At 61.1% G+C, this 15580-nt stretch carries 15 protein-coding genes and 1 riboswitch; of the genes, 12 read left to right on the top strand and 3 right to left on the bottom strand.

Going from position 1 to position 15580, the window contains the following annotated elements:
• Nucleotides 1-28 precede the first annotated feature (28 nt).
• The 4 genes from ACI2KA_RS21055 to ACI2KA_RS21070 all read left to right on the top strand — a co-directional run bounded on the left by ACI2KA_RS21055 (nucleotide 29) and on the right by ACI2KA_RS21070 (nucleotide 5224).
• Entirely contained in the window at nucleotides 29-1279 is a 1251-nt protein-coding gene (locus ACI2KA_RS21055; RefSeq protein WP_404504404.1) for an ABC transporter substrate-binding protein, read from the top strand.
• 170 nt (nucleotides 1280-1449) lie between these two features.
• Nucleotides 1450-2361, top strand: coding sequence for a carbohydrate ABC transporter permease (locus tag ACI2KA_RS21060; RefSeq protein WP_404504434.1), 912 nt, complete (start codon nucleotides 1450-1452; stop codon nucleotides 2359-2361).
• Nucleotides 2362-2365: 4 nt separating this feature from the next.
• Entirely contained in the window at nucleotides 2366-3220 is an 855-nt protein-coding gene (locus ACI2KA_RS21065; RefSeq protein WP_003519886.1) for a carbohydrate ABC transporter permease, read from the top strand.
• Nucleotides 3221-3232: 12 nt separating this feature from the next.
• Nucleotides 3233-5224, top strand: a complete 1992-nt coding sequence (locus ACI2KA_RS21070; protein WP_404504405.1) for an alpha-glucosidase — start codon at nucleotides 3233-3235, stop codon at nucleotides 5222-5224.
• A 10-nt stretch (nucleotides 5225-5234) separates the two neighbouring features.
• Here ACI2KA_RS21070 and ACI2KA_RS21075 read toward each other — a convergent pair whose 3' ends face one another.
• Complete coding sequence (locus tag ACI2KA_RS21075; RefSeq protein ID WP_404504406.1) at nucleotides 5235-6560, bottom strand: TadE/TadG family type IV pilus assembly protein; 1326 nt, start codon at nucleotides 6558-6560, stop codon at nucleotides 5235-5237.
• A 192-nt stretch (nucleotides 6561-6752) separates the two neighbouring features.
• Nucleotides 6753-6855: riboswitch (TPP riboswitch) on the top strand.
• 128 nt (nucleotides 6856-6983) lie between these two features.
• Here ACI2KA_RS21075 and ACI2KA_RS21080 point away from each other — a divergent pair.
• The 5 genes from ACI2KA_RS21080 to thiD are packed head-to-tail and all read left to right on the top strand — an operon-like array spanning nucleotide 6984 to nucleotide 10896.
• A complete protein-coding gene (locus ACI2KA_RS21080) occupies nucleotides 6984-7769 on the top strand; it encodes an ABC transporter permease (RefSeq protein ID WP_404504407.1) in 786 nt (261 codons plus the stop codon).
• Nucleotides 7766-8716 carry an ABC transporter substrate-binding protein gene (locus tag ACI2KA_RS21085; RefSeq protein ID WP_404504408.1) on the top strand — a complete coding sequence of 317 codons (951 nt, stop codon included), beginning with the start codon at nucleotides 7766-7768 and terminating at the stop codon, nucleotides 8714-8716. The genes ACI2KA_RS21080 and ACI2KA_RS21085 overlap by 4 nt, the downstream gene beginning before the upstream one ends.
• The gene (locus ACI2KA_RS21090) at nucleotides 8713-9453 is read left to right on the top strand and encodes a hydroxyethylthiazole kinase (protein WP_404504409.1); all 741 of its coding nucleotides are present in this window, start codon (nucleotides 8713-8715) and stop codon (nucleotides 9451-9453) included. The genes ACI2KA_RS21085 and ACI2KA_RS21090 overlap by 4 nt, the downstream gene beginning before the upstream one ends.
• Nucleotides 9440-10102 carry a thiamine phosphate synthase gene (gene thiE, locus ACI2KA_RS21095; protein ID WP_404504410.1) on the top strand — a complete coding sequence of 221 codons (663 nt, stop codon included), beginning with the start codon at nucleotides 9440-9442 and terminating at the stop codon, nucleotides 10100-10102. The genes ACI2KA_RS21090 and thiE overlap by 14 nt, the downstream gene beginning before the upstream one ends.
• Nucleotides 10099-10896: a bifunctional hydroxymethylpyrimidine kinase/phosphomethylpyrimidine kinase gene (gene thiD, locus ACI2KA_RS21100; protein WP_404504411.1), complete on the top strand. Its 798-nt coding sequence runs from the start codon at nucleotides 10099-10101 to the stop codon at nucleotides 10894-10896. The genes thiE and thiD overlap by 4 nt, the downstream gene beginning before the upstream one ends.
• A gap of 68 nt (nucleotides 10897-10964) precedes the next feature.
• On the opposite strand, the gene ACI2KA_RS21105 is transcribed toward thiD, so the two are convergent.
• Nucleotides 10965-11423 (bottom strand): Lrp/AsnC family transcriptional regulator, encoded by a 459-nt coding sequence (locus tag ACI2KA_RS21105; RefSeq protein WP_004438693.1) that lies wholly within the window; start codon nucleotides 11421-11423, stop codon nucleotides 10965-10967.
• A 127-nt stretch (nucleotides 11424-11550) separates the two neighbouring features.
• Here ACI2KA_RS21105 and alr point away from each other — a divergent pair, with 127 nt between their 5' ends.
• Together alr and ACI2KA_RS21115 are read left to right on the top strand one after the other, a co-directional pair.
• Complete coding sequence (alr, locus tag ACI2KA_RS21110; RefSeq protein WP_404504412.1) at nucleotides 11551-12717, top strand: alanine racemase; 1167 nt, start codon at nucleotides 11551-11553, stop codon at nucleotides 12715-12717.
• Nucleotides 12718-12724: 7 nt separating this feature from the next.
• Complete coding sequence (locus ACI2KA_RS21115; protein WP_404504413.1) at nucleotides 12725-13981, top strand: D-amino acid dehydrogenase; 1257 nt, start codon at nucleotides 12725-12727, stop codon at nucleotides 13979-13981.
• Nucleotides 13982-14053: 72 nt separating this feature from the next.
• Here the strand turns inward: ACI2KA_RS21115 and ACI2KA_RS21120 are convergent, their stop codons facing one another.
• Nucleotides 14054-14764 (bottom strand): GntR family transcriptional regulator, encoded by a 711-nt coding sequence (locus ACI2KA_RS21120; RefSeq protein WP_404504414.1) that lies wholly within the window; start codon nucleotides 14762-14764, stop codon nucleotides 14054-14056.
• 180 nt (nucleotides 14765-14944) lie between these two features.
• On the opposite strand from ACI2KA_RS21120, the gene ACI2KA_RS21125 reads away from it, so the two are divergent.
• Nucleotides 14945-15436: a BA14K family protein gene (locus ACI2KA_RS21125; RefSeq protein ID WP_404504415.1), complete on the top strand. Its 492-nt coding sequence runs from the start codon at nucleotides 14945-14947 to the stop codon at nucleotides 15434-15436.
• The last annotated feature ends 144 nt before the right edge of the window (nucleotides 15437-15580 follow it).

Here is a 15580-nt window from a genome sequence, read left to right on the forward strand (position 1 = left end):
GCCAAAGTTTTAATAACGGGAGGAACACATGACATTTAAAACCATTCGGGGCAAAGCCCTTATGGGCGCAGCGCTCTGCGCAACCATGCTCACCTTTTCGGGACAGGCCTTTGCCGATGCCGAACTGAAGATCTTCGTTTCCAGCCAGCATCAGCCCGATGTCTGGCGCAAGGCGCTCGACCAATATGAGGCGAAGACGCCCGGCGTGAAGGTCGTGATCGAGACCGGCGGCAACACCTCGGAAATGCAGGCGCAATATCTCAACACCGTCATGTCGGCCAAGGATTCAAGCCTTGACGTGCTGATGCTCGACGTCATCCGTCCGGCGCAATTCGCAACGGCCGGCTGGACCAGCGATTTCTCCGGCAAGGACATGTCCGGCTATCTGCCGACCTATGCCGAAGCCAACACCGTGGACGGCAAGATCGTGGCGCTGCCCGCCTTCGCCGACTCGATGTTCCTTTATTACCGCAAGGACCTGCTGGACAAATACGGCATTCAGCCGCCGACCACCTGGGACGAGCTGAAGGAAGCCTCCAAGAAGGTAATGGAGGGTGAAAAGAACCCCGAGCTTCAGGGCCTGTCCTTCCAGGGCAAGGCGATCGAGGGCGCGGTCTGCACCTTCCTCTTACCCTATTGGAGCGAAGGCAAGTCGCTGGTTGAAAACGGTAAGCTGAATTTCAACAATCAGGCCGCCGTGGATTCACTGAAGCTCTGGAAGAGCTTCGTCGACGAGGGCATTTCCAAGAAGAATATTTCCGAAGTGGCGACCGACGACACCCGCAAGGAGTTCCAGGCCGGCAAGGTTCTCTTCGCCGTCAACTGGTCCTACGCCTGGACCCATTTCCAGGGCAAGGAATCGCAGGTGAATGACAAGGTCGGCGTTACCCGCCTGCCCGCCGTCAAGGGCGGCGAGCAGACGACCTGCCTCGGCGGCTGGGAATTCGGCGTGTCCGCCTATTCCAAGCAACAGGATGAGGCCAAGAAGCTGGTGGAATATCTCTCCGGTGAGGACGTCTCGAAGTTCATGGCCATCAACGCCGCCCTCCTGCCCACCTATGCCGCGCTCTACAAGGATGCCGATGTGACCAAGGCGATCCCGTGGTTCGCCGATGCGCTGCCCGTGGTCGAAACCGCCAAGGCTCGCCCCGTGACGCCGCGTTACAACGAGGTCAGCGAGACGATACGTACCACCGTCAACGGCGTGCTTGCCGGCGTGATGACGCCGGAGGACGGCGCAAAACAGATGGAAAGCCGTCTGCGGCGCGTTCTGCGTTAAGCTTCAGGCCGGAGAGCGGCATGGTTTCATGCCCTTTCCGGCCGCTTCGACGGAACAGAAATGTCGCCTGAGCAGCGCGACAACGAACCGGGCATGAACCGGTCCGATCGGGAGACGATGACGTGAATCCAGTTGCGGGAGTGGCAGGTGTGACAATGCCGGAAAGAACCATGGTCCGGGTGGACGAAAAGCAGCTGCCGCGCTGGACACGCTGGCTCGATCTCGGCGACCGGTCGCTTGCCGTGCTTCTGCTGGCGCCTGCCGCCATTCTTTTATCGCTCATCATCGTCTATCCGGTGGCGCGGCTCGTTTATACCTCGTTTTTCAGCCTGTCGCTGACATCGGGCCTGCCGGCGGAATTCATCGGTTTTGAAAACTACACGGCGATGTTCGACGACCCGATCTTCTGGGAAACCACCTGGAATACGGTTCTTATAACGCTGATTACCGTGCCCGGCGCTCTGCTGATGGGCCTCGGCCTCGCGCTGCTCGCCAACCTGCCCTTTTCCATGCAATGGCCGATGCGCCTGTCGCTGCTGATCCCCTGGGCGCTGCCGCTCTCCTTTGCCGGCCTGATCTTTGCCTGGTTTTTCCATTACGAATATGGCGTGGTGAATGATGTGCTGAACCGGCTGGGGTTCGAAGGCGTCATCTGGTTCAACTCCCCCAACTGGGCCTTTGCGGCCATCTGCCTGACCATCATCTGGAAGACATCCTCCTTCATGGCGCTGATGATCCTTGCCGGCCTGCAGACCATTCCGCGCTCGCTCTACGAAGCGGCGGATGTGGATGGTGCGGGCAAAATCCGGCAGTTCTTCGAGATCACCCTGCCGCTTCTCAAGCCCTCGATCGTCGTCGCCCTCATCTTCCGCACGATCACGGCGCTGCAGACCTTTGATATTCCTTACATGATGACCGGCGGCGGCCCCGGCACATCTACCACGACGCTTGCCATGTACATTCACCAGAACACCGTTTCCTTCCTCGATCTCGGTTACGGTTCGGCGCTCGCCGTCATGATGTTTGCGCTCTCCATGTGCGTCACCGCCGTTTATCTGCGCATCATCAGGACGAAGGACTGATCCCATGAGCACCGTTGCAAATTCCGGTCTGTCCTCGTTCTTTTCCGGCAAGCCGCTGCGCTTCATCGCCGCCTCCATTCTTCTGGTGAATGGTCTTTTCCCGGCGATCTGGATCCTTTTCACCTCGCTGAAGACGGAAGCGGAACTGACGGTCAAGCCGATCACCTGGTTTCCGCATGCGCCGACGCTGGCCAATTACATGCAGGCCTTTTCCGACCAGCCGCTGCACCTCTTCCTGTTCAACAGCTTCATGGTGGCGCTGCTTTCAACCGCGCTCACCATCCTGATTTCGGTGCTGGCGGCTTACGCGCTGGCGCGGCTGAACCTCAAATACCGGGCGCTGATCCTCTCGCTCATCATTGCCGTTTCCACCTTTCCGCTGGTGACGCTCTTGGTGCCGCTGTTCGAGATCATGCGGGCGCTCAACCTGCTCAACAGCTGGACGGCGCTGATCCTGCCCTACACGGTGCTTTCGCTGCCGGTCTGCACGCTGATGCTGGTCTCATTCTTCGAGAGCATTCCGCGCGATCTCGAAAATGCCGCCATGATCGATGGCTGCACCCGCATCGGCGCGTTGTTCAAGGTCGTTGTGCCGCTTTGCGCACCAGGCGTCTTCACCGCCGGCATTCTCGCCTTCGTCAATGCCTGGGACGAGTTCCTGCTGGCGCTGTCCTTCAATTCCAACCCGGCGCTGCGCACCCTGCCCGTCGGCATCCAGCTTTATCAGGGCGAGTTCGCCTTTCCCTGGCCGGTCATTTCGGCGGCGCTGGTGGTCGGCATCGTGCCGGTGGCAATCCTGATCGTCATCTTTCAGGAAAGGGTCGTCTCCGGCCTCACCGCCGGCGGTCTCAAGGGCTAAACAGGTACAGTCATGCAATTCGAAAAGACCAAAGACGGCTTCACGCTTTCAATCGGCGGCCGTATCCTGCTTTCCCATTCGCGTGACAACCCGGCTTTCTTCACCGGTTTCGGCAAGGAGCGGATGGACATGTATCGCGGCAATTTCGATATCGAGGACTATGTCATCGAGCGAACCGCGCTGCGCCATGCCGAACTCGATGGCGACAGCGTCACGCTCTCTTCCGCACCCGGGCAGGCCCCGCGCCTACGTCTGACGCTCGACGGTAACACCATCCGGTTGACGGCGCTGGATGAGGCGATCAACCGCCTCTGGCTGCGCGTCGTCGCGGAAACGGATGAGCATGTCTGGGGCGGCGGCGAGCAGATGTCCTATTTCGACATGCGCGGACGGCGTTTCCCGCTCTGGACCTCCGAACCCGGCGTCGGCCGCGACAAGACCACAGACATCACCTTCAAGTCGGATGTCAGCGGCAAGGCGGGCGGTGATTATTACAACACCAACTATCCGCAGCCGACCTATCTCTCATCGCGCAAATATGCGCTGCATGTGGAAACCAGCGCCTATTCGGTCTTCGATTTCCGCTATGGCGATTTCCACGAAATCGAGATCTGGGCGATCCCCGAAAGGATCGAATTCTTTGCCGGCGACCGCTTCACCGATATCGTTTCCGCCCTGTCGCTGCGGTTCGGACGCCAGCCGGAATTGCCGGACTGGGTCTATAACGGCGCCGTCATCGGGTTAAAGGACGGCGTCAACTCCTTTGCCCGGCTGGAGAAAATCCGCGCGGCCGGAACGAAGGTGTCCGGCCTGTGGTGCGAGGACTGGGTGGGGCTGCGCCAGACATCCTTCGGGGCACGGCTCTTCTGGGACTGGCAGGCCAATGAAACCCGCTATCCGCATCTGCGCCAGAAGATCGCCGAGCTTGCCGATCAGGACATCCGTTTCCTGGGTTATGTGAACCCCTATCTCTGCGTCGACGGACCACTGTTCCCGGTCGCCGAAGAAGCCGGTTATTTCGCCACCGGCGCGGACGGCAAGACGGCGCTGGTGGATTTCGGCGAATTCGATTGCGGCGTGGTCGATTTCACCAATCCGGCCGCCGCCGACTGGTTCGCCGAGGAGATCATCGGCAGGAACATGCTGGATTTCGGCCTTTCCGGCTGGATGGCCGATTTCGGCGAATATCTGCCGATCGACATCAAGCTTTCCAACGGCATCGACGCCAAGCTGATGCACAATGCCTGGCCCACGCTCTGGGCCGAGGTCAACGCGAAGGGTGTCGAAAGCCGGGGCAAGACGGGTGAAGCGCTGTTCTTCATGCGCGCAGGCTTCACCGGTGTGCAGGCCCATTGCCCGCTGATCTGGGGCGGCGACCAGTCCGTCGATTTCTCCCGCCACGATGGACTTGTCACCGTCATCTGCGGCGCGCTTTCCTCCGGCCTCATGGGCAATGCCTATCACCATTCCGATATTGGCGGTTACACCAGCCTGTTCGGCAATGTCCGGACGGCGGAACTCATCATGCGCTGGGCGGAAATGGCGGCCTTCACCCCCGTCATGCGCACGCATGAAGGCAACCGCCCGCGCGACAATCTCCAGATCGATCAGGACGAGGTGGTGCTCGCCCATTTCGCCCGCATGACGGCGATCTACGTAGCGCTCGCCCCCTATCTGAAATCGCTCTCTGCGGAGGCCGCGAGAACCGGCTTGCCGGTGCAGCGCCCGCTTTTCCTGCATTTCGAGGAAGACCGGCAGACCTATTCCATTCAGGACAGCTATCTCTACGGGGCGGACATGCTGGTGGCACCGGTCTGGAAAGCCGGCGAAACGCATCGCCTGCTCTATCTTCCGGGCGACGGCGAGTGGGTGCATCTGTGGAGCGGCGCCCGTCATGCCGGCGGTCAAGAGGTGACCATCGAAGTACCGCTTGGCGAGCCTGCGGTTTTCTACCGCGCCGAGAGCAGCCATGCGCCGCTGTTTGAGCGGCTGCGCCGCACCTGAAACGCGGCCATCAGCTTGTAAGACGCGGCGCGCTGATTGCCTTTTTGAAAAGCGCCGACATCGCCTCGCTGATGCCTTGCGAAGGGCTGACTTCGAAAAACAGCCCCGCAGACGCGCAGGCCTGCATACGCGAGCTGATTTCCGTCTGGAAGGGCTGTATCCACAGCCTGTACCAGCCATTGCCCGTCAGCGGCAGGTAAGTGGTATAAAGCACGGCGATACGGAAGCCTTTTTCCTTGAGCTTGGTGCAGAGCCTTATGTCGATCGGCTCCTGACAACGTCCGCCTTGCGTCGTTTGTTTTGTGCATTTGTTGGGCTTGTAGCTGTCGCCGACCCCATCAGACACGAAGAACACGATTTTTTCCGGCGTAGCGGAACTAGCGCCGCTGCCCGACGCTCCCATTTTGCCTTCGATCTTGGTCAGCGCCCGATCGAAACTGGTGTGCTGATCGTTGTTATACATGTGATAAGGAACCGACATCAGTTCGATGTCGCCGACCTTTTTCTTGGCCTCCTGCAAATCCGACGTGCGCGACACAACCTCAAACAGGTCCTGGTCGGGAAAGGCGTCGTCCGCCGTCTTCCCGAAAGTATAAACGGCAATGCGATATTGATCCTTGCTCTTGCGCGTGGCCGCCGCCGTATCCATCAAGCTCGCGGTTGCCTTGGCAACCACGTCGATGCGTGTGGTCGCGTTGATGCGATCCTTGGCGTCGATATCTTTGTTCTTGATCCTGAAATAGGTGCTGGCCGGATCTGACGTGCCGTCTTTCGTTGTCAGATGACAGGCGAAAGCGCATCCGATAACCTTTTGCATCGTGGCGACATCGGCCGGCGTGGCGCCGACGCCCATGGAAGGGGAATTGTCCAGCAGGAGATAGAAATCGGTAAAGGTTTCCGTCTCGTATTTGGCTGTCGCGCTGCCCCCGACAGTGATGAAATTCGTTCCGAGAAGCCGGGTGAGCGTCGTCGTCACCGAAGCTCTGAAATTGACCGCCGATTCAATGATGGTTCCACGCTTGATCACCGATACTTCAAGGGACAGGAGCTTATAATCCGCGCTCCCCCGCTGATTGCTGTGGAACAACGCCGCCGCTTCCTCAGCGCCAACGGTAATGACGCCATCGCCGGACATCGTCCTCGCCGCCTGGGCGCTTGCCGATGTATCGGCAACCACGGCGAGCGCGGCGGAATCCGCCGCCATCTGCAGATCGGACTTGATGGTGACACCGCGTGTTATGTCCAGCGCTACACCCGCCGCCCCGAAGAGCGGTATCATCAGCACTGCGCTGAGTATGGCAAAATTTCCCGACCTGTCCCGCCAGATGTTCTTCAAGTTAGCCCCCAAGCCTCTCTGAATGCCGGCAACAGCTAACGGAATGATATTGCAATATAGTTTATTGATATAACTAATCATCGATAAATTCGATATACCTCATAACCACATATATCATTCCCTCATCTGTCCGTGACCGCCTGGCATGCAAGGACGTACCGTTGACATTTTTAAAACTTGACCTACAAAACAAGCTCTTCCGAGGGGAGCACCGCACGGTGCTGAGATGGCGATGAGCCGGACCCTTGAACCTGATCCGGGTCATGCCGGCGTAGGAACGGAAACTGTCGTGCCCTTGAGGCTCAGCCCTTTCTCTTCTCCGCCTGACCCTGATCTCCGTGATTGTCACATCTGGAGAGCGAATGATGATGCTGAAACCTTCTGCCCCTCGCGCATGGTGCGTTTGCGTCTGAGGTCCGGCCCATGCGCGCCACACATGCGTTGAACGGTATCGGTCTTCTGCTCCTTCTCTGGCAGGCGGGGACATGGCTGTTTGCGCCGCCCCGTTATATTTTGCCGTCACCCGCCGATGTCGCCGCCGCCTTCCTGCGCCAGCCCGGTTTCCTGTTCGGTCAGGCCATGGTGACGCTTGGCGAAATGGCGCTGGGGCTCACGGCAGGCATCGTCGCCGGCATCGTCGTCGCCTTCACGATTGCCGCCATCCCGCGTCTCGGCCGCCTCTTCTGGCCCATGGTCCTGGTGCTGCAGGCCTTTCCCGTTTTCGTGCTCGCTCCGATCCTCGTCCTCTGGTTCGGCTTCGGCATGGCATCGAAAGTGGTCATGACGGCGATCATCATCTTCTTCCCCGTCGCTTCCGCCTTCACCGATGGCCTCAATCGCACGGACCGGGCCATTCTCGACGCCGCATCGCTGACCGAGGCGAGCCATTGGCAGATCCTCACCCGGCTGCGCGTGCCACTGGCGCTGCCGTCGCTGATATCGGGGCTGCGGGTGGCGGCGCCGCTCGCCCCGCTCGGCGCCGTCATTGGCGAATGGGTCGGGGCTTCCGCCGGGCTCGGTTTCGTCATGATCCAGTCCAATGCCCGCATGCAGACCGACACCATGTTCGCCGCCATGGCCATTCTTGCCGTTATGGCGGTACTGCTCAGGCTTATCGTCGATCGCGCGACAGCCAATCTGGCCCCCTGGGCCAAGGAAACAGAACACGTCAATTCTTTCAGATATTTACGGAGACTTTCGGCACCATGAAACGAACTCTTCTTTCCCTCGTCCTCGCAGCGGCCAGCGTGCTTGCACCCGTACAGTCACAGGCGGCCGACAAGCTGACCGTGTTGCTCGAATGGTTCGTGAACCCCGATCATGCGCCGATGGTGATCGCCAGGGAGCGCGGCCTGTTCGCCGATGCCGGCCTGGACGTGGAACTGGTGCCGCCTGCGGACCCCTCCGCCGTACCGCGCCTCGTCTCCGCGAAACAGGCCGATATCGGCGTGCATTACCAGCCGAACCTCTATCTCGACCACGATGCCGGCCTGCCGCTCGTGCGTTTCGGCACGCTGGTCGAAACCCCCCTCAACACCGTCACCGTTCTGGCCGACGGGCCGATCAAAAGCCTGAAGGACCTGAAGGGCAAGAAGGTCGGTTTTTCCGTTTCCGGTTTTGAAGACGCCATGCTGAAGCGGATGCTGGAAAAGGACGGCCTGACGAAGGATGACGTGGAACTCATCAATGTCAATTTTTCGCTCTCGCCGTCGCTGATCGCCGGCAAGGTGGACGCAACGCTTGGCGGCTTCCGCAATTTCGAACTGACGCAGATGAAGCTCGAAGGCCACGAGGGCCGTTCCTTCTTCCCGGAGGAACACGGCGTGCCGGCCTATGACGAGCTGATCTTCGTCGCCCATCGCGATCTCGCGACGGACAGCCGCCTGCCGCGTTTCCTCTCCGCCGTGGAACAGGCCGCGATCTTCATCACCAACCATCCGCAGGACGCCTGGCAGCTTTTCATCAAGGCCTATCCGAACCTTGACGATGCGTTGAACAAACAGGCCTTCTTCGACACCCTGCCGCGTTTTGCCAAGCGTCCCGCCGCGCTCGACCGCGCCCGCTATGTCCGTTTCGGCGCATTCATGCGGGACATGCAACTGATCAAGCAGGCGCCGGCCGTTGAAGACATCGCCGTGGAGCTGCAGCAGCCATGACCGGAGATCTTCCCACGGCGGCAAAGGCCGCCGATATTCTGGAGCGCGTGCGCAAGGCGCGCCCACGCGTGCATTGCCTGATGAACACCGTGGTGCAGAAATTTACCGCCGACGGCATCACCGTCGTTGGCGGCATACCGTCGATGACCACGTCACCGGAAGAAATCGAGAGCTTCGTCGCCAAGGCGGATGCGCTGACCGTCAACCTCGGTACGCTGGACGCCGAGCGGCGCAAGGTCATAAGGCTGGCGATCGAGATCGCCAGCGCATCCGGCAAGCCGTGGATCGTCGATCCCGTGCATGTCGACTATTCACCCTCGCGGCTGGCCTTCGCCCGGGAGCTCATCGCCCTTTCCCCCACCATCGTGCGGGGCAACCGGGCGGAAATGAGCCTGGTCGGGGACGTGCCGAATGCGGTGAGGATCGAAACCGGACCGGTCGATCATCTCCGCGATGCGATACGCAGCGTCAGGATCGTCAACGGCCACGCATGGATGGCGAAGGTGACCGGCACGGGCTGCCTGTCGGGCGGCGTCATCGCCGCCTTCATGGCGGTGGAAAAGGATGCCCTGACGGCAGCAGCCTCCGCCCTTGCCGTCACCGGCGTTTCTGCCGAGCTGGCCGCCAAACAGTCAAAGGGTCCCGGCACATTCGAAGCGGCGTTTCTGGATGCGCTGTCTGCAATTTCCGGTGACGACATCGTCAATCACGCGAGGATTGAGCATGAACAAGGTTGATTACCGTCTCAACGCGCTGGTGGATGCCGGGCTTGCCGATGTCGCGCCCTTGGCCGAGCTTGCTCTGGCCGCCGCACTCAATGGCGCGACCATTCTGCAGTATCGCGACAAGCACGGCTCGACACGGGACATGATCGACAACGCCCGCGCCATTCATGAGGCCATCTCCGGCACCGGCGTACCGCTGGTCGTCAACGACCGCGTCGATGTGGCGCTTGCCTCCGGCGCGGATGGGGTGCATCTCGGCGCCGACGACATGGATGCAAAGACCGCAAGGCGCATTCTCGGTGAAAAGGCGATCATCGGCCTTACCGTCAAGAACCGCGCCGATGCCGAACGGGCGGCTTCCATGCCTGTCGATTACGCCTGCATTGGCGGCGTGTTCGAAACGGTTTCCAAGGTGAACCCCGACAGGCCGGTCGGTATCGACGGTTTTTCGACGCTTCGTGCCCTGCTGAAGGAATGGAGACCGGACATGCCGGTCGGCGCCATTGCCGGTATCGACCTTGCCCGTGTACCGCCCGTCATCGCCGCCGGCGCGGATGGTGTCGCGGTCATTTCCGCCATCTTTCGGGCGGGCAATATTGCCAGCGCGACCAAGGGTTTCCGCTCTGCAATTGACGCAGCGCTGAAAGCGAGACAGCCATGACAGCCATTGCATTGACCATTGCCGGCTCCGACAGCGGCGGCGGCGCCGGTATCCAGGCCGACATCAAGACCTTCTCCGCGCTCGGCGCCTATGCCGCCAGCGTCATCACCGCCATCACTGCCCAGAACACCCGGGGCGTGACGGCGGTGGAGGATATTTCGGTCGCCACCATCGTTGCGCAGATGGATGCGGTTTTTTCCGATCTCGCCGTCAATGCGGTGAAGATCGGCATGGTCTCGCGGATAGAAACCATTGCCGCCATCGCAGAACGGCTTCGGCAGCAAACGCAGCCGGTGGTGCTCGACCCCGTCATGGTGGCGACCTCGGGCGACCGGCTGCTGCATGAGGACGCCATCGAGACCTTGCGGCGCGAACTCCTGCCGCTCGCCGCCATTGTCACGCCGAACCTGCCGGAAGCGGCGCTGCTGACGGGAACCCCAATTGCGGAGACGGAGCAAGACATTACGCGCCAGGCAGAGCTGATCCTGAGGGGCGGCGCGAAAGCCGTGCTCATCAAGGGCGGCCATGGCGATGGACCTGAGAGCACGGATTATCTGTTTGCGGATGGCGGCATGCAGACGCTTTCCGCGCCACGGGTTGAGACGAAAAACGACCACGGCACCGGCTGCACGCTGGCGGCTGCGATTACGGCTCATCTTGCGATGGGGCATGAATTGCGGGATGCAGTCGGGCTTGCGAAGGACTATCTGAATGGAGCGCTCGATGCCGGGCGGGAACTTGCCGTTGGACATGGGCGGGGGCCGGTGCATCATTTTTATCGGTGGTGGGGATAGCGATGAGAGGGCAGAGTTTGGGGCTTACCCCCTGTCCTGCAGGACAGGGGGTAGCCACGGGTTCGACGCTACCGCGCCTTCGGCGTCGCCAGCACATTGCGGATCGCGAAACTCGAATGTATCCGCGAAACCCCCGGCAGCTTCGACAGGATCTCCTTGTGAATCCGCTCGAAATCCCCCGCGCTTTCCGCCTCGCAGCGCAGGAAATAATCCGATCCGCCCGTCATCAGATAACATTCACGGATTTCCGGATATCGCCGCACCGCATTTTCGAAACGGTTGAGAAAATCCTCCGTCTGCCGGTCGAGCGTGATCTGCACGATGACCGAGATCACTTCGCCGCCCGCAAGACCGCTGGTCAGCGCCGTATAACCGCGGATAATGCCTTCCCGCTCCAGAATATCCACCCGGCGCAGGCAGGCGGAAGGGGAGAGCCCGACTTCGGCCGCCAGTTTCGCATTGCTGATGCGGGCATTCAGCCGCAGCAGACGGATGATATGGCGGTCTGTTGCATCCAGTGACGACATAGAAAATTCCAATTTATCAATGAAAATTGCGTATTTTCAAATTATATCGCATTTTCTTCGAATAATCGTCAAGAAATTCGATAATCGTTGCAATACTCTCATGGGATAAAAATGAGGGTGAACGACCATGGACATGCAGATCAGCCGCCAGCAGGCAGCCGGTGGTGCAAGCGGCCATCTGACCATCGATCTCAGCGCATTGCGCGACAATTATCTGACCCTTGCCGCCATGGCCCCCGCATCGCAGACGGCAGCGGTGGTCAAGGCCGATGCTTACGGCCTCGGCGCCGATATCGTCTCGCAGACCCTGTTCGAAGCGGGATGCCGTAATTTCTTCGTCGCCCATATTGACGAGGCGCTGGCGCTCAGGCTGCGTCTGCCGGCGCATGCGCGGATCTTCGTCCTCAACGGGCTTCAGCCCGGCAACGAGACCTCCTGCGCCGCCATGGCCGTCACCCCGGTTCTGAACTCGCTGGAGCAGGTCGCACAATGGGCCGGCCACGCCCAAAAGCTTGGCAAGGCGCTGCCGGCTGCAATCCAGATCGATACCGGCATGTGCCGTCTCGGCCTCTCCCCTGAGGAGCTTGAAATTCTCGCCTGCCGGCCGCAACTGCTCGAGGGTATCGACATCGCTTTTGTGATGAGCCACCTCGCCTGCGCCGACGAGCCGGACCATGCCGCCAATACCGCGCAGCTTTCGGTGATGCGCAAAGCTGCCATTGCTTTTCCTGACACGCCAGTCTGCTTTTCCAACTCCGGCGGTATCTTTCTCGGCAATGATTATCACAATTATCTGCTGCGCCCGGGCATCGCGCTGTATGGCGGCGCCCCCTCCGTTGCCCGCCCCAACCCGATGAAGCCGGTCGTCCGTCTCGATCTCGCCGTCATCCAGACACGCACCGTGCCCGCCGGTTCGCTTGTCGGCTACGGCGGCTCCTTCGAGGCGGCCGGCCCGACGCGTCTTGCGACAATCGCAGCCGGTTATGCCGATGGTCTGCCGCGCTCGCTGAGCAATCGCGGGGCTGCGTGGTACAATGGAATTCGTCTGCCGATTGCCGGGCGCGTTTCGATGGACAGCATCATTCTCGACATATCGGCCCTGCCCGATGGAACATTGACCCAGGGCAGTCTCGTGCAGATGATCGGGCCTGACCAGACGCTGGAAGACATTGCCGCGGATGCCGGCACGATCGCCTATGAAATCCTGACCGGCCTCGGACGCCGATACCGCCGCAGCTACAGTCAGCCGGGCCAAACCCCGGCCATCGCTTCAACATCAGTCAATCACAAGTGAGACGATCATGAACGTCACTATCCTCGGAGCCGGCGTCGTCGGCGTGACCTCCGCCTGGTATCTGGCCAAAGCCGGACACAAGGTGACGGTGATCGACCGTCAGCCGGCCGCGGCGCTGGAGACCAGCTTTGCCAATGCCGGCGAAGTTTCTCCCGGTTATTCCTCGCCATGGGCAGCACCTGGCATTCCGCTCAAGGCGATGAAGTGGCTGTTCATGAAACACGCGCCGCTGATCATCCGCCCGACGGCCGACCCGGCCGCGTGGCGCTGGATGAGCCAGATGCTGCGCAACTGCACCTCGGCGCGGTATGCCACCAACAAGAGCCGCATGGTGCGGGTCGCCGAATACAGCCGTGACTGCCTGATGGCGCTGCGCGAAGAGACCGGCATCGAATACGACCAGCGCATGCAGGGCACGCTGGAAGTGTTCCGTACCCAGAAACAGTTTGACGCCATCGGCAAGGATGTGGATGTGCTGACGGCCGGCGGCGTGCCCTTCGAGATTCTCGACCGTGACGGCTGCGCCGCCATCGAACCCGGCCTCACCCCCGCCAAGGAGAAGATCGTCGGCGGCCTGCGGCTGCCGGGCGACGAGACCGGCGACTGCTTCATGTTCACCACCGAACTGGCGCGGATGGCTGAGGCGGCGGGCGTTACCTTCCTTTATGATACCGGCATCATGCGCCCCATCGTCGAGGCAGACCGCATCAAGGCCGTGGAGACCACCCGCGGGCTGGTGGAAGCCGATATTTTCGTGGCCGCCCTTGGCAGCTATTCGCCGCAATTCGTACGCCAGCTTGGGCTGACGCTGCCGGTCTATCCGGTCAAGGGTTATTCCATAACGGTTCCGATCGTGAAAGAGGAACGCGCACCGGTTTCCACGGTGATGGACGAAACGTTCAAGGTGGCGATAACCCGGCTCGGCTCGCGCATCCGCGCCGGCGGCATGGCGGAAATTGCCGGTTTCAGCAAGGATCTGCCGGCCGCACGCCAGGAAACACTGGCCCATTCGGTGGAAGACCTGTTCGGCGGCGCGGGTGACCAGAGCCAGGCGAAATTCTGGTGTGGACTGCGCCCGATGACACCGGACGGCACGCCGGTGATCGGCGCAACGCGTTACAGCAATCTCTACCTCAACACCGGCCACGGCACGCTTGGCTGGACCATGTCGTGTGGTTCCGCCCGGGTGCTTTCCGATCTCATCAGCGGCGAAAGGCCGGAGATCGATACCCATGACCTGGCCATCAGCCGCTACGCGGCCTGATCGGCAGGCCAACTCATCCGCCTGCCTCACGCTCGAGGCGGGCGGGAAACGGTCGCCGGCACGTTCAATCCGTCACGGCGCCAGCGCATCCTTCAGCGCCAGGCCTTCCTTCATGCGAAGGTCCAAATCCGCCTCGATGTGGTCGAGATGCTGCAACATCAGCGCCCGGGCCTTTGCCGCATCCTTTGCCTCCAGCGCATCCAGCAGATCGGCATGTTCGTTGTGGCCGCAGCTCGATACGCCGGAACGTCCATAGAGCGCGATGACCAGCGAGGAGCGCGCGACAAGCTCGTCCATGAATTTTTCGAGAATCGCATTGCCGGCAAGCGATGCCAGCATCAGGTGGAAATCGCCCGACGCCTTGATCTCCGCGCGCCTTGCACTCGGGCCGCGTTCATGCTGATGGCGGCTTTCCTGGACCAGATGTTCCCGCAGCCGTTTGACCGCCGCGGGCGAGATCTTTTCGATCGCCGCATCCACGACACCGGGCTCGATCAGCCGGCGCGAGGCGAAAACCTGACGTGCTTCGTCCGGGGTGGGGTTGGAGACGAAAGCGCCGCGATTGCGTTCAGCCTTCACCAGCCCCTCATAAGCCAGCATTTGAAGGGCCGCGCGCACCACCGTACGGCTGACATCGAACAAAGTCCCCACCTCCGATTCGGACAGTTTCGTTCCCGGCGCGAGCCGCCGGTCGACAATGGCGTCGCGCAGCGTGTCGCGAATGGCCTGGGCGCGGTCTTCCTGCGACGAATCGGAATTGACGGTTATCTGGGAAAGGCTCATCGGTGTGTCCTGTTTGATCCTGAGTTCTAGCGCGAAGTACGGCCCGCGCAAACAGGGAAATGCTGGCCGCCACCGGCCCGCCACAATTCATTCAGCACCCGTTCAGCCGCCGGTCTGTATTTCTTTAACCATCGAATTTGCAACTGGCAGCGCCCTGCCACCCGGATGAAAGAACACACCATGTCGTCCTTTGCAGCTAAAACCGTTCTGGCCGTCGCCGTTGCCGCCGCCACGATCGTTCCTTTCAACACCGCCTCTGCCGATGACTGGGGCCGCCGCGACCGTCGCGATGCCGCCCTTCTGGGTGGTGTGCTCGGCCTTGCTGCCGGTGTTGCCGTCGGTTCCGCCCTTTCCCGCCCGGCGCCGGTCGATGACGATCGCGTCTATATCGACCCGCCCCGCCGTTACGAGCCGAGCTATGTCTATGAAGAGCCGGACTACCGCTATTACCGGCCGCAGCCGCAACCGGTTTATCGCCCGGCGCCGGTCTATCGGCCGCAGCCCGTCTATGACAGCCGCCCGGTTTACGGCCAGCGCGCCACCTATCGCACCATCGAGCCATGGACCAACGCCTGGTACGACTATTGCTCGCAGCGTTACCGCAGCTTCAACTCCCGCACCGGCACCTATACGGATTATGACGGCCAGCGTCATTTCTGCGTGGCGGGTTGATCGGGAATAATGGCAGCCTCGCGCTTGTTCGGAAGTGTTGCCTTGAACGCAGCGTCATCCCCGGCCTCTGCCGGGGATCCGTCTACCTGGCTTACGTTGACAGGCAGCAGATGTTCTGGACAGGTCAGGGCATGGCGGGGAACG

Source organism: Agrobacterium sp. NPDC089420 (assembly GCF_044900305.1).
Lineage (GTDB): Bacteria > Pseudomonadota > Alphaproteobacteria > Rhizobiales > Rhizobiaceae > Agrobacterium.